At 71.6% G+C, this 21,098-nt stretch carries 24 protein-coding genes; 13 read left to right on the top strand and 11 right to left on the bottom strand.

What is annotated here, in order from left to right:
* Window positions 1-181: 181 nt before the first annotated feature.
* Both D3272_RS14745 and D3272_RS14740 read left to right on the top strand, forming a co-directional pair.
* Window positions 182-1,168, top strand: a complete 987-nt coding sequence (locus tag D3272_RS14745; protein ID WP_129219970.1) for an aldo/keto reductase — start codon at window positions 182-184, stop codon at window positions 1,166-1,168.
* A 39-nt stretch (window positions 1,169-1,207) separates the two neighbouring features.
* Entirely contained in the window at window positions 1,208-2,062 is an 855-nt protein-coding gene (locus D3272_RS14740) for an oxidoreductase (protein WP_129219969.1), read from the top strand.
* 267 nt (window positions 2,063-2,329) lie between these two features.
* On the opposite strand, the gene D3272_RS14735 is transcribed toward D3272_RS14740, so the two are convergent.
* Together D3272_RS14735 and rnhB are read right to left on the bottom strand one after the other, a co-directional pair.
* Complete coding sequence (locus D3272_RS14735) at window positions 2,330-3,505, bottom strand: site-specific DNA-methyltransferase (protein ID WP_129219968.1); 1,176 nt, start codon at window positions 3,503-3,505, stop codon at window positions 2,330-2,332.
* A gap of 161 nt (window positions 3,506-3,666) precedes the next feature.
* The gene (gene rnhB / locus D3272_RS14730) at window positions 3,667-4,233 is read right to left on the bottom strand and encodes a ribonuclease HII (RefSeq protein WP_342634184.1); all 567 of its coding nucleotides are present in this window, start codon (window positions 4,231-4,233) and stop codon (window positions 3,667-3,669) included.
* Window positions 4,234-4,524: 291 nt separating this feature from the next.
* Between rnhB and D3272_RS14725 the strand changes: the two genes are divergently transcribed.
* The gene (locus D3272_RS14725) at window positions 4,525-5,040 is read left to right on the top strand and encodes a hypothetical protein (protein ID WP_129219966.1); all 516 of its coding nucleotides are present in this window, start codon (window positions 4,525-4,527) and stop codon (window positions 5,038-5,040) included.
* A 21-nt stretch (window positions 5,041-5,061) separates the two neighbouring features.
* Here the strand turns inward: D3272_RS14725 and ccmB are convergent, their stop codons facing one another.
* Both ccmB and ccmA read right to left on the bottom strand, forming a co-directional pair.
* On the bottom strand, window positions 5,062-5,730 hold the full coding sequence (ccmB, locus tag D3272_RS14720) for a heme exporter protein CcmB (protein ID WP_428977994.1): 669 nt from the start codon (window positions 5,728-5,730) through the stop codon (window positions 5,062-5,064).
* Window positions 5,730-6,356: a heme ABC exporter ATP-binding protein CcmA gene (gene ccmA, locus D3272_RS14715; protein WP_129220116.1), complete on the bottom strand. Its 627-nt coding sequence runs from the start codon at window positions 6,354-6,356 to the stop codon at window positions 5,730-5,732. The genes ccmB and ccmA overlap by 1 nt, the downstream gene beginning before the upstream one ends.
* A gap of 130 nt (window positions 6,357-6,486) precedes the next feature.
* On the opposite strand from ccmA, the gene acnA reads away from it, so the two are divergent.
* A complete protein-coding gene (acnA, locus tag D3272_RS14710) occupies window positions 6,487-9,180 on the top strand; it encodes an aconitate hydratase AcnA (RefSeq protein WP_129219965.1) in 2,694 nt (897 codons plus the stop codon).
* Window positions 9,181-9,269: 89 nt separating this feature from the next.
* A complete protein-coding gene (locus D3272_RS14705) occupies window positions 9,270-9,836 on the top strand; it encodes a Uma2 family endonuclease (RefSeq protein ID WP_245496583.1) in 567 nt (188 codons plus the stop codon).
* Between the two features lie 61 nt (window positions 9,837-9,897).
* On the opposite strand, the gene D3272_RS14700 is transcribed toward D3272_RS14705, so the two are convergent.
* From D3272_RS14700 to D3272_RS14680, 5 genes are all read right to left on the bottom strand, one after another.
* On the bottom strand, window positions 9,898-11,058 hold the full coding sequence (locus D3272_RS14700; protein ID WP_129219964.1) for a phosphoserine transaminase: 1,161 nt from the start codon (window positions 11,056-11,058) through the stop codon (window positions 9,898-9,900).
* 106 nt (window positions 11,059-11,164) lie between these two features.
* Window positions 11,165-11,434 carry a hypothetical protein gene (locus tag D3272_RS14695; RefSeq protein ID WP_129219963.1) on the bottom strand — a complete coding sequence of 90 codons (270 nt, stop codon included), beginning with the start codon at window positions 11,432-11,434 and terminating at the stop codon, window positions 11,165-11,167.
* Entirely contained in the window at window positions 11,416-12,612 is a 1,197-nt protein-coding gene (locus tag D3272_RS14690; RefSeq protein WP_129219962.1) for a hypothetical protein, read from the bottom strand. The genes D3272_RS14695 and D3272_RS14690 overlap by 19 nt, the downstream gene beginning before the upstream one ends.
* A 70-nt stretch (window positions 12,613-12,682) precedes the next feature.
* Window positions 12,683-12,886, bottom strand: coding sequence for a hypothetical protein (locus D3272_RS14685; protein ID WP_129219961.1), 204 nt, complete (start codon window positions 12,884-12,886; stop codon window positions 12,683-12,685).
* An 84-nt stretch (window positions 12,887-12,970) separates the two neighbouring features.
* Complete coding sequence (locus D3272_RS14680; protein ID WP_129219960.1) at window positions 12,971-13,783, bottom strand: glutamine amidotransferase; 813 nt, start codon at window positions 13,781-13,783, stop codon at window positions 12,971-12,973.
* Between the two features lie 227 nt (window positions 13,784-14,010).
* On the opposite strand from D3272_RS14680, the gene D3272_RS14675 reads away from it, so the two are divergent.
* From D3272_RS14675 to D3272_RS14665, 3 genes are all read left to right on the top strand, one after another.
* On the top strand, window positions 14,011-14,274 hold the full coding sequence (locus D3272_RS14675; RefSeq protein ID WP_129219959.1) for a helix-turn-helix domain-containing protein: 264 nt from the start codon (window positions 14,011-14,013) through the stop codon (window positions 14,272-14,274).
* Window positions 14,264-14,776 carry a hypothetical protein gene (locus D3272_RS14670; protein ID WP_129219958.1) on the top strand — a complete coding sequence of 171 codons (513 nt, stop codon included), beginning with the start codon at window positions 14,264-14,266 and terminating at the stop codon, window positions 14,774-14,776. The genes D3272_RS14675 and D3272_RS14670 overlap by 11 nt, the downstream gene beginning before the upstream one ends.
* A 107-nt stretch (window positions 14,777-14,883) precedes the next feature.
* Entirely contained in the window at window positions 14,884-16,095 is a 1,212-nt protein-coding gene (locus D3272_RS14665; RefSeq protein ID WP_129219957.1) for a PA0069 family radical SAM protein, read from the top strand.
* A gap of 10 nt (window positions 16,096-16,105) precedes the next feature.
* Here D3272_RS14665 and D3272_RS14660 read toward each other — a convergent pair whose 3' ends face one another.
* The gene (locus D3272_RS14660) at window positions 16,106-17,299 is read right to left on the bottom strand and encodes a glycosyltransferase family 61 protein (RefSeq protein WP_129219956.1); all 1,194 of its coding nucleotides are present in this window, start codon (window positions 17,297-17,299) and stop codon (window positions 16,106-16,108) included.
* Window positions 17,300-17,452: 153 nt separating this feature from the next.
* Here D3272_RS14660 and D3272_RS14655 point away from each other — a divergent pair, with 153 nt between their 5' ends.
* The 5 genes from D3272_RS14655 (at window position 17,453) to D3272_RS14635 (ending at window position 20,346) form a co-directional block, all read left to right on the top strand.
* On the top strand, window positions 17,453-18,226 hold the full coding sequence (locus D3272_RS14655; RefSeq protein WP_129219955.1) for a heme ABC transporter permease: 774 nt from the start codon (window positions 17,453-17,455) through the stop codon (window positions 18,224-18,226).
* Window positions 18,223-18,390, top strand: a complete 168-nt coding sequence (gene ccmD / locus D3272_RS14650) for a heme exporter protein CcmD (RefSeq protein WP_129219954.1) — start codon at window positions 18,223-18,225, stop codon at window positions 18,388-18,390. Before D3272_RS14655 ends, ccmD begins: the two co-directional genes overlap by 4 nt.
* Window positions 18,387-19,031: a DsbE family thiol:disulfide interchange protein gene (locus D3272_RS14645; protein ID WP_129219953.1), complete on the top strand. Its 645-nt coding sequence runs from the start codon at window positions 18,387-18,389 to the stop codon at window positions 19,029-19,031. Before ccmD ends, D3272_RS14645 begins: the two co-directional genes overlap by 4 nt.
* Window positions 19,032-19,214: 183 nt before the next feature.
* The gene (locus D3272_RS14640; protein ID WP_129219952.1) at window positions 19,215-19,568 is read left to right on the top strand and encodes a DUF427 domain-containing protein; all 354 of its coding nucleotides are present in this window, start codon (window positions 19,215-19,217) and stop codon (window positions 19,566-19,568) included.
* A 214-nt stretch (window positions 19,569-19,782) separates the two neighbouring features.
* The gene (locus D3272_RS14635; RefSeq protein WP_129219951.1) at window positions 19,783-20,346 is read left to right on the top strand and encodes a type 1 glutamine amidotransferase domain-containing protein; all 564 of its coding nucleotides are present in this window, start codon (window positions 19,783-19,785) and stop codon (window positions 20,344-20,346) included.
* Window positions 20,347-20,364: 18 nt separating this feature from the next.
* Here D3272_RS14635 and D3272_RS14630 read toward each other — a convergent pair whose 3' ends face one another.
* Complete coding sequence (locus D3272_RS14630) at window positions 20,365-20,589, bottom strand: hypothetical protein (protein WP_129219950.1); 225 nt, start codon at window positions 20,587-20,589, stop codon at window positions 20,365-20,367.
* Between the last annotated feature and the right edge of the window lie 509 nt (window positions 20,590-21,098).

Here is a 21,098-nt window from a genome sequence, read left to right as displayed (position 1 = left end):
CTGCCGTCACACCTCCACGCCGAGCCGCGGGCGGCGGCCCCCGGTCGCCGCCCATCGACACTCGCAACCATCGAGCCTGCTCCGCCGTTGCATGCGCGTCGAGGGTTCCGCCGCCCGCCGCCCCGGAACCAGATCGCCCCCGGCGCGGCCGGGCCGGCCAGACAATCTCGCGGAGACCCCCATGATCCCCACACGCAAGCTCGGCACACAGGGCCTCGCGGTCTCGGCCATCGGCCTCGGCTGCATGGGAATGAGCCAGTCCTACGGGACGCCCGACGACGCCGAATCCATCGCCACGATCCACCGGGCCCTCGACCTCGGCGTGACCTATTTCGACACGGCGGAAGTCTACGGACCCTTCACCAACGAGCGGCTGCTCGGCCAGGCGCTGAAGGGGCGGCGCGACGGCGTCGTGGTGGCGACGAAGTTCGGCTTCCGCATCGAGAACGGCAAGGTGGCGGGCGTCGACAGCAGGCCCGAGCACATCCGCGAGGTGGTGGACGCGTCGCTCGGCCGCCTGGGCCTCGACCACATCGACCTGCTCTACCAGCACCGCATCGATCCGGCCGTGCCGGTGGAAGAGGTGATCGGCACGGTGTCGCGGCTCATCGAGGCCGGCAAGGTGCGGTTCATCGGCCTCAGCGAGGCCGGCGCCGCCAACATCCGGCGCGCCCATGCCGTCCACCCGGTCTCGGTGCTGCAGAGCGAATATTCGCTCTGGGAGCGCAACCTCGAACCCGAGATCATCCCGCTGCTGCGCGAACTCGGCATCGGGCTCACGCCCTTCAGCCCGCTCGGCCGCGGCTTCCTCACCGGCGCGGTGCAGCGGGCCGAGGACTATCCCGAGGGCGACTATCGCCGCAACGATCCCCGCTACCAGGGCGAGAACTTCGACCGCAACGTCCAGGCGGCCGAGAAGGTCGGCGCCATCGCGTCGGCCAAGGGCGTCAAGCCCGGGCAGATCGCCCTGGCGTGGCTGCTCGCCAAGGGCGACGACATCGCCCCGATCCCCGGCACCAAGCGGCGCCGCTATCTCGAGGAGAACGTGGCGGCGGCCGACATCACGCTGTCGCCCGACGAGGTTTCGGCGCTCGACGCGGCCCTGCCGCCCGGCTCCATCGCGGGACCGCGCTACACCGACGCCCAGATGGCCATGGTGGACCGTTGATCGACCCAGGTTATTTCGCATATATCGAGGATATCGCATATGTCTGACACTGCATCGCCCGTCTGGTTCATCACGGGCTGTTCGACGGGGTTCGGGCGAGAACTCGCCAGGCTGGTGCTCGACCGGGGCTGGCGCGCCGTGGTGACGGCGCGCGACAGGGCGCGGGTCGAGGACCTGGCGCAGGGGCGGGACGGGCGGGCCCTGGCCCTGGCCCTGGACGTCATCGACGACGACGACATCGAGGCCGGCGTCGCCGCGGCCCTGAAGGCCTTCGGGCGGATCGACGTGCTGGTGAACAATGCCGGCTACGGCTACCTGGCGTCGATCGAGGAAGGGGTCGCCGAGGAGATCCGGGCGCAGTTCGAGGCCAACGTCTTCGGCCTCTTCGCCATGACGCGCGCCGTTCTGCCGGTGATGCGGCGCCAGAAGAGCGGCCATGTCATCAACATCGCGTCGGTCGCGGGGTTCTGCGGCTTCCCGGGGTCGGGCTATTACGCGGCGTCGAAACACGCCGTCGAGGGCTTCTCGGATTCGCTCGCCAAGGAAGCGGCACCGCTCGGCATCAAGGTGACGGTGGTGGAGCCGGGCCCGTTCCGGACCGATTGGGCCGGCCGGTCCATGACGCAGACCGCCAGCACCATTCCGGACTATGCCGAGACCGTCGCGTCCCGCATGGCGACCACGTCGAAGAACAGCGGCACGCAGGCGGGAGATCCCGTGCGGGCTGGCGAGGCCATGATCGCCCTGGTGGCGGAGGCGAACCCCCCGCTCCACCTCGTTCTCGGCGAATGGGGCCACGACGCCGTGGTGAAGAAGCTCAAGGAGACGCTGGCCGAAGTGGAATCGCGCCGGCAGACCGCGCTCGACACGGATTACCCCGCGGGCGAACGGTAGTTCCTGCCGCGGATCACGGCCGCGGTCCCGCCCTCAGGCGAGGGGATGGCGAGTTCCGGTCGCGGTCCGAGGATCCGTTGCGCGTTTTAGCTTGAAACGCGTTGACCTTCGGGCGGTCGGAGCGAGGCAGGACCTCGCACCGATCGCCGGACGGATCCCCCTCGCGTCCCGCCATGATGCCGCCCTCGAAGACCTCGCCGGACACGGCGGCCTGCCGCCACGATAGCGGGCTCCACCGCTGCGCAGCTGCCGCGATTCCGCCGTCGCTCAGGCTCCCTTGCGCAGGCCGGCGCGGGCGCGCTCGCGCAGCACGTCGATGGGCTGCAGCGCGCCGCCGGCCTCGAAGTGCCAGTAGGTCCAGCCGTTGCAGGACGGCAGGCCCTGGACCAGGGCACCGACCTTGTGGATCGAGCCCGCGATCGCCGAGACCGCGATGAGCCCGTCGGCCCGCACCGTGGCCTTCACGCGGCGGCGGACGTCGTAGAGGGCCTGGCCCGGCACGACGGCGCCGGTCTCGAGCAGGCTGGCGAAGGGCAGGCGCGGCTCCGAGCGCTTGGTCGCCAGCACGTCCAGCGTGTCGGCATCGGCCGGCACCACGGCGGCGATGCGGGCCGCCGCCGCCTTGGCGTAGCCGGGATCGCGCTCGATGCCGACGCAGGTGCGCCCGTAGCGGCGCGCCACGGCGCCGGTTGTGCCGGAGCCGAAGAAGGGGTCGAGCACCACGTCGCCGGGCTTGGAGGCGCTGAGCAGGATGCGGGTCAGCAGCGCTTCGGGCTTCTGCGTCGGGTGGAGCTTGTCGCCGTTGGCGTCCTTGAGGCGCTCGGCGCCCGAGCAGATGGGCATGAACCAGTCGGACCGCATCTGCGTGTCGTCGTTGGCGCCCTTCATGGCCTCGTAGTTGAAGGTGTAGCCCTTGGCGTCCTGGTCGCGCGACGCCCAGATCAGCGTCTCATGGGCGTTGGTGAAGCGGCGGCCGCGGAAGTTCGGCATCGGGTTGGCCTTGAGCCACACGATGTCGTTGAGGATCCAGAAGCCCAGGTCCTGCAGCGTCGCGCCGACGCGGAAGATGTTGTGGTAGGAGCCGATCACGAAGAGCGTGGCGGTGGGCTTCATCACCCGGCGCACGCCGGCGAGCCAGGCCTTGGTGAAGCGGTCGTATTCGGCGAAGGAGGCGAACTTGTCCCAATCGTCGTCGACGGCGTCCACGGCGCTCTGGTCGGGGCGGGTCAGCGGGTTGGACAGTTGCAGGTTGTAGGGTGGGTCGGCGAAGACGAGGTCGACGCTCTCGGCCGGCAGGCTGTCGAGTGCCGCGAGGCAGTCCGACAGGATGATGCGGTCCTGCAGGACCGGGGCGACGGCCCTGAGCCGAGCCGTCGAAGCTCCAGCACGCGATACCTTTGACTGGAGCTTCGAGGCGGCCGAACCGGCCTGTGCTTGAGACATTTGACACACACCGGTAAACGCGACTCACAGGCAGGACCATGGGTCGTTAAGCTTAAGGGCGGGTTGCCGGAGTCGTTCGGAAGCTGTCCTGTTTCGTGACGTTCTCGACGCCGTCAGGCTTGGTCGTCGTCGGCTCTGGCCGTCGTCGGCTCTGGCCGTCGTCAGCTCTGGCCGTCGTCGCGGCGCGCGAGGGAGCCGAAGCTCAGGCGATGGAAGGGCGTCGGGCCGAGCCCGACCAGCGCGGCCCGGTGGGCCGCCGTGGGGTAGCCCTTGTGGATGCCGAAGCCGTAGGCGGGGTGGCTGGCGTCGAGCCGGACCATCAGGCGGTCCCGCACCACCTTGGCGACGACCGAGGCCGCCGCGATCGACACCGACAGGCTGTCCCCCTTCACCAGCGCCCGCGCCGGGCAGGGCAGGCCGGGCGGCACGTCGCGCCCATCGATCAGCAGGTGGTCGGGCGCCAGCGACAGGGCCCGCACGGCCCGGCGCATCGCCGCGAAGGTGGCCTGGCGGATGTTCACGGCATCGATCTCGGCTGCCGTGGCGAAGCCCACGCCGACCGCCAGGGCCCGGGCCAGGACGGCGGCACAGACCGCCTCGCGCGCCGCAGGGCTCATCGCCTTGGAATCGTCGATGCCGTCGGGCACGTCCTCAGGGTCGAGGATGACGGCGGCCGCCGAGACCGGCCCGGCGAGCGGGCCGCGCCCCGCCTCGTCGAGGCCCGCCACGCGGGCAAAGCCGCCGGCGCGCAGGCCGCGTTCCCAGTGATCGTGCGGCGGCAGTGCCCGGTCCCCTCTCGTCGTCCGGATCCGCCGGCATCCCGGCCGGATCCCTCCGGTGCGTCTCGCGGTTGGGCTTGCGCGTGTCATGCTGTCGCCGACACACGCCAGCTCTACGATGGGCGTGCGGTCACGGGCTCCACGTCGAAGCGCCGCTTCAACGACAGCCTGACGGGCTCTAGCACGGATGGAGGGTGCGGGACCATGGATCAGATGCCGTCGCGAGTGGAGAGTGAGCAGGTGCCGCCGTTGCGGCCGCGCGAGACCGGCGACCTGTCGCCCGATCCCGCCATCGTGGACCCGGCCGAGCACAATGTCGTGTTCACCAGCCTCGTGAAGGGCGACGACGACATCGTGGGGCTCGTGGCCTATTCGATCTACAAGCAGAACAAATACGACTGGCTGCAGGCCTATGGCCGCTTCCAGGGCCGCATGCCGGAGCCGCCCGAGGTCCATTCCTACCTGCTCGGCGAAAGCACGCCACGGCGCCTCGCCACCTACCGCCACCTCGCCCAGGCCGTGCTCGACGGCCGGGGTGCCCAGGTGGCGGGCAGCGCGGCCGATCCCGCGCGGGTCGGCACGGGCCGCGCGCCCGGCGCACCGGCGTCGCGGCTCGGACTGACGCCCGGGCCCTCGAACTTCCAGCTCAGCGCCCGCGCCATCGTGGGCCTCAGCGTCGCCCTGTTGGTGCTGCTGATGCTGTTCTGGTACCTGCACGGCAGTGCGCCGATGCCGCCCACGACGCCGGCGAGGTGATTGGGGCCGAAGCGCGCCCGCTCACTCGGCCGTCAGCCGCAGCGCGGCCGCGGCCGCGAAGGGCGTGCCGGCCAGCGCCAGCAGCGTGAGGCCGCACAGCACCAGGAACGGGGTGGCGAAGGGCACGGTGCCGCCACCCGCCGCGTCGGCCGCCGACACGCCGAAGATCAGCACCGGGATCGCCAGCGGCATCACCAGCACGGACAGCAGCAGGCCGCCGCGCCGCAGCGACACGGTCAGCGCCGCCCCGATGGCGCCGAGGCAGGTCAGGGCCGGCGTGCCGACCAGCAGCGTCGCCGCGACGCCGCCGAGCGCGGGCCCGTCGAGCGCCAGCATGAGCCCGAAGAGCGGCGACACGATCACCAGCGGCAGGCCGGTGGTGCACCAATGCGCGAGGCACTTCACCGCCACCACGAGCTCGAGCGGCGTCCCGGCGAGCCGCAGCTGGTCGAGCGAGCCGTCCTCGTGGTCGGCGCCGAAGAGCCGGTCGAGCCCGAGCAGCGTCGACAGCAGGGCCGCGATCCACAGGATGGCGGGGCCGATGCGCGCCAGCAAGGCGAGGTCCGGCCCGACCGCGAAGGGCACGACGGTGACGAGGCAGAGGAAGAACACGATGCCGGTCGTGCCGCCGCCGCCGATGCGGCGGGCGAGCGCGAGGTCGCGCCGGAACAGCGCCAGGAGGGCCGGCATCAGCCCCGGTCCAGGCGCAGCTCGCGCCAGCCGTCGAGGCCGAGCGGGCCGTGCGTCGCCGCCACCACGATGCCGCCGCCCGCGAGGTGACGGCGCATCATGCCGGCCAGCACCGCCTGAGAGGCGGCGTCCAGCGCCGTCGCGGGCTCGTCGAGCAGCCACAACGGCCGCACCGCGACGAGGAGCCGCGCCAGGGCGACGCGCCGCCGCTGCCCGGCCGACAGGTAGCCGCAGGGCAGGTCCCCGGCATGGCCGAGGGCGACGCGCTCCAGCGCCTCGTCCGGCGTCGCGGCGGCGCCCGCGGCCGGGCCGCGGCCGAGCAGCGCCGCCGCGAAGGCGAGGTGCTGGCGCGGCGTCAGCGCGGGCTTCAGGGCATCGGCATGGCCGAGGTAATGGGCGCGTTCCGCCACGGGCGTGTCGGGGTCGCCGGCCTCGGGCGGCTCCAGCGACACACGGCCGGCGGCGGGGCGCAGCAGCCCCGCCAGCACCCGCAGCAGCGTCGACTTGCCGGCGCCGTTGCGCCCCACCACGCCGAGGGCTTCCCCGCCCCGCGCCGCGAAGCTGACGCCCGCCAGCACGGGCCGCCCGCCGCGCTCGGCCGCGAGGTCCTGCACGACGAGGCTCAGCGGGGACGAGGGCGAGGGCGGGAGCGTCATCGGTGCACCATGTTGCGTCGCACTTATCCCGTAGCCAGGGCGGGTGGAATTCCTATATTCGATCTGTTCCAGATCCGCCCCGCGCCGCGAAGGATGCCCCATGGCCTCGCTCGACAGTTTCAAGTGCCGCCGCACGCTCGAAGCCGGTTCCAAGACCTACCATTATTTCTCCATCCCCGAGGCTGAGAAGAACGGTCTGGAGGGCGTGTCGCAGCTGCCCTATTCGATGAAGGTGCTGCTCGAGAACCTGCTGCGCCACGAGGACGGGCGCAGCGTCACCAAGGACGACATCCTGAGCGTCGTGGCCTGGTTGACGGCGAAGGGCGCCGACGGCCGCGAGATCGCCTTCCGGCCCGCCCGCGTGCTGATGCAGGACTTCACCGGCGTGCCGGCGGTGGTCGACCTCGCCGCCATGCGCGACGCCATGGGCAAGCTCGGCGGTCCGGTCGAGAAGATCAACCCGCTGGTGCCGGTCGACCTCGTCATCGACCATTCCGTCATCGTCGACGAGTTCGGCACCCCCAAGGCCTTCGGCGACAACGTCGAGCTCGAATACGAGCGCAACGGCGAGCGCTACCGCTTCCTGCGCTGGGGCCAGAACGCCTTCACCAACTTCCGCGTCGTGCCGCCCGGCACCGGCATCTGCCACCAGGTGAACCTCGAATACCTCAGCCAGACCGTCTGGACGCGCGACGAGGAGCACGACGGGCAGACCGTCACGGTCGCCTATCCCGACACGCTGGTGGGCACGGATTCGCACACCACCATGGTCAATGCCCTGGCGGTGCTGGGCTGGGGCGTCGGCGGCATCGAGGCCGAGGCCGTGATGCTGGGCCAGCCGCTGTCCATGCTGCTGCCCCCCGTGGTGGGCTTCAAGCTCACCGGCAAGCTCAAGGAAGGCCGCACCGCCACCGACCTCGTGCTGACCGTGACGCAGATGCTGCGCAAGCTCGGCGTGGTGAACAAGTTCGTCGAATTCTACGGCCCCGGCCTCGACTCGCTGTCGCTCGCCGACCGCGCCACCATCGCCAACATGGCCCCGGAATACGGCGCCACCTGCGGCTTCTTCCCGATCGACGACGAGACCATCAACTACCTCGACGCCTCGAACCGCGGCGACGAGCGCATCGCGCTGGTCAAGGCCTATGGCAATGCCCAGGGCATGTTCCGCTCCTCGACGACCGAGCCGGTCTTCTCCGAGCATATCGGGCTCGACCTCGCCGACGTCGTGCCCTCGCTCGCCGGACCCAAGCGCCCGCAGGACCGCGTGACGCTCGAAAGCGCCAAGACGAGCTTCCAGTCCTCGCTCGTCAAGGAATACAAGGTCGCCAAGCCGGACGAGCGCTTCGTCGTCGAGGAGAAGAACTTCGACCTCGGCCACGGCGACGTCGTCATCGCCGCCATCACCTCCTGCACCAACACGTCGAACCCCGCCGTGATGCTGGGCGCAGGCCTGCTGGCCCGCAACGCCGTCAAGGCCGGCCTCAAGGCCAAGCCTTGGGTCAAGACCTCGCTGTCCCCCGGCAGCCAGGTGGTGGGCGAATACCTCCAGGCGACGGGCCTGCAGCAGGACCTCGACGCGCTCGGCTTCAACCTCACCGGCTACGGCTGCATGACCTGCATCGGCAATTCGGGGCCGCTGCCGATCGAGATCTCGAAGGCCATCAACGACAACGACATCGTGGCCTCGGCCGTGATCTCGGGGAACCGCAACTTCGAGGGCCGCGTCAACCCGGACGTGAAGGCCAACTACCTCGCCTCGCCCCCGCTGGTGGTGGCCTATGCGCTGGCGGGCTCGCTCGACGTGGACCTCGCCACCGAGCCCCTCGGCCAGGGCACGGACGGCCCGGTCTTCCTGCGCGACATCTGGCCCTCCCAGGAGGAGGTGGCGAGCCTGCACCGCAAGGCCATCACCAAGCAGATCTTCGCCGAGCGCTACGGCAACGTGTTCCAGGGCGACGTGCACTGGCAGAACATCGACGTGGCGCTGGGCCAGACCTACCACTGGTCGATGGGCTCTACCTACGTGCAGAACCCGCCCTACTTCGAGGGCATGACCAAGGCGCCGGCCCCGGTGATGGACATCGCGGAAGCGCGCGTCCTCGGGCTCTTCCTCGATTCCATCACCACCGACCACATCTCGCCCGCGGGCTCGATCAAGGCCGCGTCCCCGGCCGGCCGCTACCTGCTGGAGCACCAGGTGCGCCCGCAGGACTTCAACCAGTACGGCACGCGCCGCGGCAACCATGAAGTCATGATGCGCGGCACCTTCGCCAACATCCGCCTCAAGAACCAGATGGTCCCCGGGGTGGAAGGCGGCGTGACGCGCCACCAGCCGGGCGGCGAGGAGATGCCGATCTACGACGCCGCCATGCTGTACAAGCAGGAAGGCGTGCCGCTGGTGATCTTCGCGGGCCGCGAATACGGCACGGGCTCGTCGCGCGACTGGGCCGCGAAGGGCACGAAGCTGCTCGGCGTGCGGGCCGTCATCGCCCAGAGCTTCGAGCGCATCCACCGCTCGAACCTCGTCGGCATGGGCATCCTGCCGCTGGTCTTCGAGGAGGGCACCTCCTGGCAGACGCTGAACCTCAAGGGCGACGAGACGGTCTCGATCGTCGGGCTCGGCGACACGCTGAAGCCGCGCCAGACGATGGAACTCGTCATCACCTCCGACAAGGGCGTGGTCAGCCACGTCCCGGTCATCTGCCGCATCGATACCGCCGACGAGCTGGAATATTTCCGCAACGGCGGCATCCTCAACTACGTGCTGCGCAACCTGCTCCAGGCGGCGTGACACGACGACATCGACGGGGAAAGGGCCGCGCGGGACACCGCGCGGCCCTGTCCCGTTGCGGACCGCCGGGGCAGTGGTAGGCTGGCGCCATGTCGGAAGCGTCGCTCCAACCGATGACGGTCGACGAGTTCCTGGCCTGGGCCGAGGGCCGTCCGGGGCGGCACGAACTCGTCGACGGATACGTCCATGCGATGGCGCCGGAGCGCGCCGGCCACGCCAGGGCCAAGATCAGGGCTCAGCGCGCCTTGGAAGATGCCATCGCGCGGAAACGCCTGCCCGGCGAGGCCATGGGCGACGGCATGACAGTCCGCATCGACGCGCGGACGGCCTACGAGCCGGACGCCCTCGTCTATTGCGGGACGCGGCTGCCGCGGAACGACACGATCGTGCCGGCGCCGGTGATCGTGGTGGAGGTGCTGTCGCCGAGCACGGGCTTCTATGACCGCCATGGCAAGTTGGCGGGTTATTTCGCCGTGCCGAGCGTCCGGCATTACCTGATCGTCGACATCGACCGTCTCATGGTCATCCATCACGCGCGCGACGGCGACGACATCCGGACACGCCTCGTCCCCTCCGGCCCGCTGCGCCTCGACCCGCCGGGGCTGGACCTGAGCGTCGAAGACCTGCTCGGGCCCCCTCCGGCCGAGAGCCTGTGACGGGCCCGCACGTCAGAGCTGGCGTGTGTCGGCGACAGCACGACACGCGCTCAAGGCGACCCTATGCCTCCAGCTCCGCCTTCGCCGCCGCATAGGCCCAGTCGAGCCACTCCGTCAGCGCTTCGATGTCGGCGGTCTCGACCGTGGCGCCGCACCACACCCGCAGCCCCGCCGGCGCGTCGCGGTAGGAGGCGATGTCGTGGGCGACGCCCTGGCGATCCAGCCGCGTCGCCAGCGCCTTGGCGAAATCCGCCTGCGCGTCGGGCGCCAGCGCCGCGACGGCTGGGTCCACCACGCGCAGGCAGACGGAGGTGTTGGACTGGATCTCGGGCCGGGCCGCGAGGTTGGCGACCCAGGGGGTGCGGCGAACCCAGGCGTCGAGCGCGCCGGCGTTGCGGTCGGCCCGGCCGATCAGCCCGGCGAGGCCGCCGACCGACTGCCCCCAGCGCAGGGCGTCGAGGTAGTCCTCGACGCAGAGCATGGAGGGCGTGTTGATGGTGTCGCCCTTGAAGATGCCCTCGATGAGCTTGCGGCCCGACACCAGCCGGAAGATCTTCGGAAGGGGCCGGGGCGGCGCGTAGGCGAGGAGCCGCGCGACGGCGCGGGGCGACAGCACCAGCATGCCGTGGGCGGCTTCGCCGCCGAGCGCCTTCTGCCAGGAGAAGGTGACGACGTCGAGCCGGTCCCAGGGGAGGGCCTGGGCGAAGGCGGCCGAGGTGGCGTCGCAGATCGTCAGGCCGGCGCGGTCCGCCGGGATCGCCGTGCCGGGCGCGACCCGGACCCCCGACGTGGTGCCGTTCCAGGTGAAGACGACGTCGCGGTCGAAATCCACCTCGGCGAAGTCCACGATGTCGCCGTAGGGGGCGGTGAGGACGCGGGCGTCCTCCAGGCGGAGCTGCTTCACGGCATCCGTCACCCAGCTCTCGCCGAAGCTTTCCCAGGCCACCATGTCGACCGGCCGGGCGCCGAGCAGGTTCCACATCGCCATCTCGACCGCGCCGGTGTCGGAGGCCGGCACGATGCCGATGCGGTAGTCGGCGGGGATCTCCAGGACGGTCCGGGTGAGCGCGATGGCCTCGGCGAGCTTGTCGCGGCCGACGGGCGCGCGGTGCGAGCGGCCGAGCGCGGCATCGCCCAACGCCGCGAGCGACCAGCCGGGGCGCTTGGCGCAGGGCCCGGACGAGAAGCAGGGGTTGGCCGGCCGGCGGATCGGGGTGGTCATCGGATGTCCTCGGGACGGGACGCCGCCCGCGGCGGGCGGCGGGATCGCCGAGGGTGGTGGGGGACGGGGGGAGGGGGTGTCAAGCGCCGGTGCGGCGGGCCCGCCGTCACCCCATCCGTCGCAGCAGGGACCGCAGCGGGTTCAGGCGCCGCAGCCGCCCCCACGCGGCCACCCGGTGCACCGTGTCGAGCCGCGCCTGCAGCTGGCCGAGGCGCTCGCCCAGCGCCAGGATCTCCTCCTGCTTCTGGGCGATCGAGCCCTTGAGCCGGGCGTTCTCGGCGCGCAGGTCGTCGTTGTCGAGCGCGAGCCGCCGCACCCGCAGCGCCGCCGCCTCGTCGGTTTCCGGCCCCGCGCCCGTCACGCCGCGGCCCGCCACAGGCTGTCGTCGATCCCCGCGGCCGCGGCCATCCGGGCGAAGAAGCGGGCATAGGCCGTGACCTCGAAGGGGTTGTCGAGGTGGAAGGCGAAACGCAGGGCCGGGTCGCGGGAATGGCGGTGGTGCATGAGGTTGGTCACGATCTCCCCCGAAGCCCCCGTGCGGCAGGCGGGATGCGGCAGGCGGCTATAGCGCTCGTAGCCGGCGAAAGGGTCGCCCGACCAGGTGAGGTGCTTGTCGCGGAACATGTGGCGGACCATGTCGGGGATGGCGATGCCCGAGCGGAACGTCCCGTAGGCGTAGGGGCTCGCCGCCGAGCCGAGCCGTGCCGCCGCCGCGCGCCGCCGCGCCGCGTGGCCGCCCAGCAGGTCCGCCAGCGCCCCCGTGGCGCGGGGTTCGGGCGTGTATTTCGAGACCTCGCCGGGCCGCTCCGGCACGAAGCCCGAGAAGTGGAAGAAGCCGAGCGGCCGCCCGTCGACGCACCACCCGCCCTCGGGCGCCGTCGTCACGGCGCGCCGGTCGAGGTTCCAATAGGCGACGTTGAACCCCGTGTCCCGCAGCACGTGGGCGTGTTCCGCCAGCCCGGGCAGCAGGTCCATGTATTTCTGGTCGACGAAGAGGCCCCGGTCCTGCTCGTTGAAGCAGCCGTGGCGCAGCATGCGGGCCCACCAGCGCAGGACCGGCTCGGTTTCGGCGGCCTGGGCGACGGCGAGGAAGCCGAGGTTGTAGACGCCCGTCTGCATGACGTGCTGCTCGCGGCGCGGCGCGGCCTCGGTGGGCGGCGCGCAGAAATGCGGCGTCACCACGAAGGAGGCGCCCCCCGCCAGCAGGTCCAGGAGGTCGTCGAGGCGCCGGAAGATCTCGATGTCGGGGTCGAAATAGACGACGTTCCGGTGCCCGCGCTCGAGGAGCCGCAGCATCAGGAAGGGCTTGATGGCGGTGTTGAATTCCGTGACGTCGTAGCCGAAGGCGAAACCGTCGAAATCCGCGATGCCGAGGGCCTCGGCGGGGAGGACCTCCACGCCGTCGGGGTAGCGCAGCCCCGGGTCGGTCCGGTCGGCGAGGCCCAGCACCAGAGTGGCCTCGGGGTGGTGGGTGCGCGCCGAGGCGAAGAACACCTCGGCCTGTGCCAGGTAATTGTTCGAGCAGATCGAGACGAAGGCGGTGCGGGCGACCATGGCGCCGGCTGCTGTGCCACCCCGGGCCGGGGTTGTCCAGCCGATGCGACGGTGCGGCATCGCCGGCGGGTCACGCGGCGCGGTTGGCCGCCACCGCGAAGGCGCATACGACCGTGCCGGATCCATCGACCAACCAGGCGTAGTCGGCGGCTTCCACGAAGTTTTCGAGCGGGTAGCGCCGCGCCTGGTCGATGGCGTCCCCCTCGTCCTCGGCCGAAAGGAGGATGGCGGTCGGCGTGTCCATGGCGCCGTCCGGCCGATGCCGCGTGCTCATCAACCGATAGTCCGACATGGTGAACCGTCCCGTTATGTTTTCGAGACAATGCGCGAGGGGCGTGCCGGGTCGAGGCCGGCGCGATCACATCGGCGTGACGGAGGGCGGTCCCGCTTCGCCCGGCTGAACCGGGCAACTCGGCCCCATCCCCGGCGGCACGGCGGCATCGGGCAGGGTGCCTGCGGCCCAGGATGCCAGGAAGGCCACGGCCCACCGCGCCACGGCGCCGTCGTGCTGGAACCAGTCCTGCCGATGCTGGTGCACCGGCCTGGCATTCTTGCCGCAGGCCTTCTCGTGTCCCAGGACGATCCAGCGGCTCATCATGGCGTAGGTGACTTCGGGGTGGAACTGCAGCCCGACGGCGCCACGGCCGTAGCGGAAGGCCTGGCACTCGAAATCCGTCCCCTCGGCGAGGCCGATGGCGCCGGGCGGCAGGCAGAACCCTTCCCGGTGCCAATGGTAGACCCAGCGCGGGAACGGCACGCCCAGCAGGGCGTCCCCCGCCGGCGTCGGCGTGATGGGGTAGTAGCCGATCTCGACGTGGCCGCCCGGATGAGGGCCGACGCTCTGCCCGAGCTGGCGTGCGATCAACTGGGCGCCGAGGCAAAGGCCAAGCAGCGGTGCCCCTTCGCGGAGCGGCACGGCCGTCCATTCGATCTCGGCGCGGACCCAATCGTCCGGGTCGTTGGCGCTCATCGGGCCGCCGAAGATCACGGCGCCGGCATGGTCCGCCATGGTCTGGGGCAGCGGGTCGCCGAAGCGCGGCCGCCTGATATCGAGGCGGTAGCCCATGGCGCGCAGCAGCTGCCCGACGCGCCCCGGCGTCGAATGCTCCTGGTGCAGGATCATCAGCAGGGGGCGCGGCAGCGTCTCCGCCGGCGGCAGCTCTGACCCCATCCCACGCGCCTCCCTCGAAGATCCGACCGGTCCGTCGTCCGGCGACGCAAGTCCGATGCCACTCCGCTGCCCGCCGCGGCGTTGCCCGGCTGCGGGCGCCGCCCTATGATGGATCGCGGCATGGTTCGGGGTCGGGGCGCTGCGGCGCCACGACGCTCTGCGATGGAAATCCGGCTTCACCGTGGCGCGCGCGTCACGCCGTCGGACCGACCGAGGGGAACACGCGGATGACACCTGTGCAGGTCCGGATGGCGCGCGCCGCCCTCGACATGACGGCGGAAGCGCTGTCGCGCAAGGCGGGCCTGTCGCCCGAGGACGTCGCCGGCCTCGAGCGCGGCGGCGCGGAGGGGGCCGCGTCGGCCAAGCTGCGCGCCACCTTCGAGGGTGCGGGCGTCGCCTTCCTCGACGGGGACGGGGTGCGCTTCGACCCCCGCCAGGCCGCCGCCCTCACCGTCCCGCTCGAAGAGATGAACTCCTACAATGACGAGTGACGCGCTGCGCGGCGGCGCCGTCCTGCTCGCCGTCCTGGCCGGCACCGTGGCGGCCGCGGCCGCCGAGCCCGGATATCCCTTCGAGGGGACCTGGGTGCGGGCGAACCGAGACTGCGTGCCCAACGCGCCGCGGGTGCGCACCTATACGGCCAGGGACGTGGCCTTTCCCACCGGCCACTGCGCCTACCGGAAGGTCGCGGCCGGCGCGGGCCAGTTCGAGATCTTCGAGGACTGCCGTCGTTCGGACCGCCCCGGCAACTACACCGAGACGATCCGCATGCTGGGGCCGGACCTGATGCAGGTGCGGCGCCAGGCGGCGCGGCTGAAGATCGCCCGTCCGCTCCGCTACGCCCGCTGCACGATCGCGGCCCCGGGTCCCGCCGGCGCGCCGCGGCCGGCCGCACCGGCCGCCCACCATCCCGCCGTGCCGGCGGGCGAGCCCCGGCCGCCCGAGACCAAGCCGCCGCAGGGCGAGCCGAGACCCGCGGCACCCAAACCCTGACGGGCCGATTCGGCGATTGACGGCCTCCCGGCCGTTCTCTATTCGTTCCGTATCGGCCGACGTTATCCACAGGATGCGGCGGCCCGGTCCGAGCCCGGAGAGCGCCGATGTTGACCGGTTTCGACGTGGGCGGTGCCCCGATCGCCCCGCCGCCATTCCCTAAGGCCGCTGTCTCCAAGGCCGCCGCCCCGGCCAAGCCGGCCGACCCCACCCGGCGTGCCGACCGCGAGGCCGAGCCGCTGTCGCTCGACGACGTCCTGGCCAACCGCCGGCGCGGCCGCGGCGCCCTGTCGAACGCCGCCGGCCGCTTCGAGGCCGAGAGCCGGACGGCGGAGCCGCTGGACGCCGAATCGCTGCCCGACCCCGCGGGCTTCGCCACCACCGTGACGGTGGAGCGGCCCCGGACGGTGATCACCCGCAACGACTCGCCCGACATCTCCTTCGACCGGTCCATCAACCCCTACCGGGGCTGCGAGCACGGCTGCGTCTACTGCTTCGCCCGGCCCACACACGCCTTCGTGGGCCTGTCGCCGGGGCTGGATTTCGAGACCAAGCTCTTCGCCAAGGAGGGCGCGGCCGACAAGCTCGAGCGCGAACTGGCGGCGGCGGGCTACAAGCCCCGCACCCTCGCCATCGGCACCAACACCGACCCCTACCAGCCGATCGAGCGCGAGCGGCGCATCATGCGCTCGATCCTCGAGGTGCTGGAGCGCTGCCACCACCCGATCGGCATCATCACCAAATCGGCGCTGGTCGCGCGCGACATCGATCTCCTGGCCCCCATGGCGGCCAAGGGCCTCGTCAAGGTGGCGGTGTCGGTGACGACGCTGGATCCGGCGCTGGCGCGGCTCATGGAGCCCCGCGCGCCCGCGCCGCGCAAACGCCTCGACGCCATCCGTCGCCTGTCCGAGGCCGGCATCCCCGTGACGGTGATGACGGCACCCCTGATCCCCGCCGTCAACGACCACGAGATGGAGACCATCCTGCAGGCGGCCCGCCAGGCGGGCGCCACCGAGGCCGGCTACGTGGTGTTGCGGCTGCCCCTGGAGGTGCGCGACCTGTTCCGGGAATGGCTTCTGGCCCATTTCCCCGACAAGCTGCGCCACGTCATGGGGCTGATCCAGTCCATGCGGGACGGCGAGGACTACGATGCCACCTGGGGCAAGCGCATGACCGGCACCGGCCCCTATGCCTGGATGCTGGGCCGCCGCTTCGAGATCGCCGCCGCCAAGCTCGGCTTCCCGAAGGTCCGCGCCAAGCTCCGCACCGACCTGTTCCGGGCGCCGACGCCGCACGGCCAGCAGTTGAACCTGTTCTGAGGCGGCGGCATCAGCCCGGCAGGCCGAGCCGCAGCTTCAGCCGCTGCAGCGCCGAGGCCCCGCCCCGCGTGCCGGCCAGCGGGGGCCAGGCGAAGGCGAAGTCGAGGAACCGCTCGACGTCGAGGTCGAAGCGCATGCCGCGTTCCGGATGGGCCGGGTCGCGCTCCTGCGCGCCGCAGAACCAAGCTGCATGGCGCAGGCCGCCGATGCGGCAGAGCGGCTGCACCCAATGGTTCTCCATGCCCCTCGGCATGATCTCCACCACCAGCGTGCCGGGCCGGCAGTAGAGGGCGTTGGCGAAGGCCGCGCCCGTGGCCCCCACCACGGCCTCGGCGCCGGCGAAGAGCGCGATCTGCCGGTCGACGCTCATCCGGCCGGTGTCGGCCACGGCGAAACCCGCGCCGCGCAGGGCCCGCACCAGCCGGGCCTCCTGCACCATGGGGCGACGGTCCCGCCGGCCGCGCGACAGGTAGAGCCGCTTGGGGCCGCCGCCGCGCGGCGCCAGGGCGGCGATCTGGCGTCGGCGCAGATCCCGGTAGTTGAGGTTGGGGTTGTGCAGGAAGTGGTGCACGGCGCCCGTGTAGACGAGCTCGCCCACCCGCACCACCGGCGCCGCCGTCACCAGCGGCTCGGCCCCCAGCAGGGCGAAGTGGCGCGCCTGCCAGGGCGCGAGCGGCGGCACCAGCACGGGGTAGTCGGCGAAGAGGCCCGTGGCATCGATGGCGGCCAGGGAGGACAGGGCGTCGAGCACGAAATGGCCGTAGTTCATGCGCGCCCCGAACGGCATGGTGAGCAGGGCGCGCGGCAGGTGCGGGATGGTGTCGGGCAGGTCCAGCACGGTGTCGCCGTCCCGGCGGGCGGCATGGGGCAGGTCGGCGAGGTCGGGCGTCACGTAGGCGGCCTCCTCCATGGTGAGGCGCATCACGGCGCCGTCGCGCGCCACGACGACGCCCCAGGCCGGGAAGAGCAGCGCGTCGCGCACCTTGAAGAGGTCGAGGTGCCCGATGTAGCTCTCCGTCTCCGACCACCAGGCCGGGGCCGGCACCTCGCCGTCGTGGCGGCTCCAGGCACCGGGGAACAGCGCGGCGGCCGGTTCCGCCAGGCGCGGCAGCAGCGCGGTGGAGCAGGACACCGGCGAGGCTCGCAGGTCCGCGACGGTCGCCACGCGCGGCAGGGTCGAGACCTCGTCGACGCGGAGTTGCAACGGCAGGCGCAGCGGCTGTCTCCCTCGATCACGGCCCCGCCCGCGGCGGCGGCGCTGCGACACCCGGCTTTAGGAATGTCGCCGCAATTAGGCTAGAAGAACCGTCGCGACGGCGCGATCAAGAGCGCCGCGTCCCATCGGGTGGACCGGTCCATGTACGTCCTCGCCAACCCCGCGACCTTCATGCGGCTGTCGGGCCGGCTGCTCCCCTGGCTCGTCGCGCTGTCGCTGGCGACCCTCGCGGCGGGCCTCGCCCTGGCCTTCACGTCGCCGCCGGACTACCAGCAGGGCGAGACGGTGAAGATCATGTTCGTCCACGTGCCGGCCGCCTGGATCGCCAGCCTCGCCTACGTCGCCATGACGGCCTCGGCGCTGGGCACGCTGGTGTGGCGCCACCCGCTGGCCGAGGCGGCCCAGAAGGCGGTGGTGCCGCTCGGCGCCGCCTTCTCGCTCCTGTGCCTCATCACGGGCTCGCTCTGGGGCAAGCCCATGTGGGGCACCTATTGGGTGTGGGACGCCCGGCTCACCTCCATGCTGGTGCTGTTCATCACCTATCTCGGCCTCATGGCGCTGTGGCACACGATCGAGGAGCCCGGCCGGGCCGCCCGCGCCGCCTCGGTGCTGACGCTGGTGGGAGCCGTCAACCTGCCCATCGTCAAGTTCTCGGTCGATTGGTGGAACACCCTGCATCAGGGCTCCATCTTCCGCCTGACGGGCAGCACGGTCGACCGTTCGATCCTGCTGCCGCTGCTCGTCATGGCCGCGGCCTTCACGCTGGTCTTCGCGACGCTGCACGTCGCCGGCATCCGCAACGAGATCCTGCGCCGCCGGCTGCGGCGGCTGATGCTGGCCGCCGCCGCGGACCGCGAGCCCACGGCGCGGCTCGTCGTCCGGGACGCGCTGCCGGTCGAGGGGTCCGTGTCGTGACGGCGATCCCCCATCTCGGCTTCATCGTGGCGGCCTACGCCGCCACCGTCCTGGTGGTCGGCGGCGCGACCGCCGCCGTGCTGATCGACCGGTGGGCGCTGCGCCGGGCGCTCGATCGCCTGGAGGCGCGTGGCGCCGGCCGCGGGACGGAGCCGCGCCGGTGAGCGCCTCCGGAACCTCGGACGGCCGGCCGGGCGCGGCGCCGGAGCCGGAGGGTTCGGCCGTGCCGCGCGCGCGTCGCCTGCTCGCCGCCCTGCCGCTGCTGGCCTTCGCGGGCCTCGCCGCCCTGTTCCTGGCGCGGCTCGGTGCTGGGGACCCGTCGCGCATCCCATCGCCGCTGATCGGCCTGCCGGTGCCGGACTTCGCCCTGCCGTCCTTGCCGGGCCGCGCCGCGCCCCCGGGCGCGGCGGCGCCCGCCGGCCTCGACGCCGCCGCCCTGAAACGCGGGCACGTCACGCTGCTCAACGTCTTCGCCTCCTGGTGCGCCGAGTGCCACGACGAGCATGGGCTGCTGATGATGCTGGCGGCGAGCCCGCGCATGAAGGAACTCGGCATCCCGCTGGACGGCATCGTCTACAAGGACCGGGCCGAGGACGCCCGTCGCTACCTCGGCACCAAGGGCGATCCCTACGGCGCCGTGGGCGACGACCGCAGCGGCCGCACCGCCATAGACTTCGGCGTCTATGGCGTGCCGGAAACCTTCGTGGTCAGGGGCGACGGGACCCTGGCCTACAAGCTCATCGGCCCCGTCACGCCGGACAACCTCGGGACGCTCGAAGCCGAGATCGAGAAGGCGGCCCGCTGAAGCGGCTCGTGCCGTTGCGGACCGGCCCCGGCCGAAAGGCGGCAGATCGGCGCGCCACGCGCGGCGGAGCCCCGCTGCGATCACGGGCCGACGGCCTTCGGGGCGGTCGCGCCTCCCCGCCGGGCCGGCGCGCGCTACATGGAGGCGAGCCCGCAGTCCGGGGTCGCCGCAGGAGATTCGCCCATGAAGCCCGACAGTCCCCATAAGCTCGACATCACGCCCCACCCGGGCCGTGTCGTGGTGGCCTTCGCCGGGCGGATCGTGGTGGAAACGTCGCGGGCGCTCGACCTCGTCGAGGGCAGCATGCGCCCCGTGCTCTACGTGCCGCGCCAGGATGCCGACATGGCGGCCTTCGTGCCGACGGAGCGCCACACCCACTGTCCCTTCAAGGGCGAGGCCAGCTATTTCACCCTGAAGGCCGAGGGCCGCGAAGCCCAGAACGCGGTCTGGAGCTACGAGGCGCCCTTGCCGGGGGCGGAAGCCATCGCGGGCCATCTCGCCTTCTACCCCGACCAGGTCGAGATTCGGCAGGGCTGAAGCCCGGTCCGGCCGCCGTTGAAGCGGGTGTTCAGCTCAAGCCCCTGAACCGGCCGGCCTTTCTGGAGCCGGCCCGTGTCGGCGCCAGCATGGCAGGCGCGCGATGCCGCCGCTCCGAAGCCTCTTTTCGGCCGTACAGGATCGGCGGCCGCGCCTCGTGCGTTCGTCATCACCGCGCGGGGAAGCCCCGCGCCAACCAGCGAGTTTGCAAGCCATGTCCACCGATCTTGAAGGGCTTCAGGTCGCCATCCTGGCGACGGACGGCGTCGAGCAAGTCGAGATCCTGGAGCCCATGAAGGCGTTGAGGGGCGCCGGAGCCGACGTGAAGGTGGTGTCGCTGAAGACCGGCACCATCCAGGCCATGAACAACGACGTCGAGCCCGGCGAGCGGATCACGGTCGACGCCGACCTGTCGGTCGACCCCGAGCTCTTCGACGCGCTCGTCCTGCCGGGCGGGACCACCAACCCCGACAAGCTGCGCGTCAGCGAGGATGCGGTCGATTTCGTCCAGCACTTCGTCGACAACGACAAGCCGATCGCCGCCATCTGCCACGGCCCCTGGATGCTGATCGAGGCCGATGCGGTCGACGGGGTCCAGCTCACCTCCTGGCCGTCGCTGCGGACCGACATCGAGAACGCCGGCGGCGAATGGGTGGACGAGCCCTGCGTGCGCGATGGTCTCCTGGTCACGTCCCGCAAGCCCGCCGACCTGCCGGAATTCTGCCGGCAGATGATCGAGCTCTTCGGCGAAGACGCCGACGAGGACGAGGAAGGCTGAGCCGCGCGGCCGGGCCGGTCAGCCGCCGCCCGCGCCCGACGCCACGATACGCCGGGCGAGATCCAGCGCCTTGCCGAGATGCTGGGCGATGATGGACAGCCCGGCGGCCTCGGCCTGCGCGATGGCGTCGGGCAGGACGTCGCCGATCGCCCGGGCGCTTTCGATGGGGTCGGCGAGGACCTCGGCGGGACTTTGGGGCTCGGCGCCCTGGGCGGTGCGGCCCCGACCCTGACGGTGGCGCATGTCCGACCTCTTCGATCCAACGGTGGCACGACCGCCGGGACCCGGGACCCGGAGTCCGGCTCTCGGCGCGGTTCGAGCTATTATTGCGCGAGAAGGCTTCCGTCGAAAGTCCCTCGCCCCCCGTCCACACCGTAGGCGCTCGGGTCATCCCAGCGTCACAGATTAAATGATTTTTTACATTTTTGCCTGTTCTGCCCAATCGGTGACCAGTCGTGCGACGCCACTTGGCCCCCCGAAGGTTGTGTAGCGTTTCGGCCACATGGGGCGCGGCATTGCTTCATGTTGGGAAAATGGGGCCTCTGGATACTCGAAAACTAATTTAACGCTAAGTTTCTCGCCGTAGATCTCCCTTCACGGCGGTTTTGCGGCGGACGAGCGTGTCGCCGGGCCGAGCCTCTCGATCCTGCACTGACGGAACCACCCATGACCGCTGTGAAAAGCCTTCTGCTGGGCTCTGCCGCCGCCCTCGCCGCCGCCGGTGCCGCTCAGGCCGCCGACCTCCCGGTGCG

The sequence above is a fragment of the Lichenibacterium ramalinae genome (genome assembly GCF_004137085.1).
Lineage (GTDB): Bacteria > Pseudomonadota > Alphaproteobacteria > Rhizobiales > Beijerinckiaceae > Lichenihabitans > Lichenihabitans ramalinae.
Note: the sequence above shows the minus strand (reverse complement) of the source record. Positions and strands in the feature narration are given on the sequence as shown.

Excerpts from the sequence above, each read along its gene's own strand:
- D3272_RS14665 (WP_129219957.1), top strand. The coding sequence starts at position 14,884 with ATGTTGACCGGTTTCGACGTGGGCGGTGCCCCGATCGCCCCGCCGCCA.
- D3272_RS14655 (WP_129219955.1), top strand. The coding sequence starts at position 17,453 with ATGTACGTCCTCGCCAACCCCGCGACCTTCATGCGGCTGTCGGGCCGG.
- D3272_RS14675 (WP_129219959.1), top strand. The coding sequence starts at position 14,011 with ATGACACCTGTGCAGGTCCGGATGGCGCGCGCCGCCCTCGACATGACG.
- D3272_RS14680 (WP_129219960.1), bottom strand. The coding sequence starts at position 13,783 with ATGGGGTCAGAGCTGCCGCCGGCGGAGACGCTGCCGCGCCCCCTGCTG.
- D3272_RS14685 (WP_129219961.1), bottom strand. The coding sequence starts at position 12,886 with ATGAGCACGCGGCATCGGCCGGACGGCGCCATGGACACGCCGACCGCC.
- D3272_RS14745 (WP_129219970.1), top strand. The coding sequence starts at position 182 with ATGATCCCCACACGCAAGCTCGGCACACAGGGCCTCGCGGTCTCGGCC.
- D3272_RS14635 (WP_129219951.1), top strand. The coding sequence starts at position 19,783 with ATGTCCACCGATCTTGAAGGGCTTCAGGTCGCCATCCTGGCGACGGAC.
- D3272_RS14670 (WP_129219958.1), top strand. The coding sequence starts at position 14,264 with ATGACGAGTGACGCGCTGCGCGGCGGCGCCGTCCTGCTCGCCGTCCTG.
- D3272_RS14700 (WP_129219964.1), bottom strand. The coding sequence starts at position 11,058 with ATGACCACCCCGATCCGCCGGCCGGCCAACCCCTGCTTCTCGTCCGGG.
- D3272_RS14740 (WP_129219969.1), top strand. The coding sequence starts at position 1,208 with ATGTCTGACACTGCATCGCCCGTCTGGTTCATCACGGGCTGTTCGACG.
- ccmB (WP_428977994.1), bottom strand. The coding sequence starts at position 5,730 with ATGCCGGCCCTCCTGGCGCTGTTCCGGCGCGACCTCGCGCTCGCCCGC.
- D3272_RS14630 (WP_129219950.1), bottom strand. The coding sequence starts at position 20,589 with ATGCGCCACCGTCAGGGTCGGGGCCGCACCGCCCAGGGCGCCGAGCCC.
- D3272_RS14640 (WP_129219952.1), top strand. The coding sequence starts at position 19,215 with ATGAAGCCCGACAGTCCCCATAAGCTCGACATCACGCCCCACCCGGGC.
- acnA (WP_129219965.1), top strand. The coding sequence starts at position 6,487 with ATGGCCTCGCTCGACAGTTTCAAGTGCCGCCGCACGCTCGAAGCCGGT.
- D3272_RS14690 (WP_129219962.1), bottom strand. The coding sequence starts at position 12,612 with ATGGTCGCCCGCACCGCCTTCGTCTCGATCTGCTCGAACAATTACCTG.
- D3272_RS14705 (WP_245496583.1), top strand. The coding sequence starts at position 9,270 with ATGTCGGAAGCGTCGCTCCAACCGATGACGGTCGACGAGTTCCTGGCC.
- D3272_RS14735 (WP_129219968.1), bottom strand. The coding sequence starts at position 3,505 with ATGTCTCAAGCACAGGCCGGTTCGGCCGCCTCGAAGCTCCAGTCAAAG.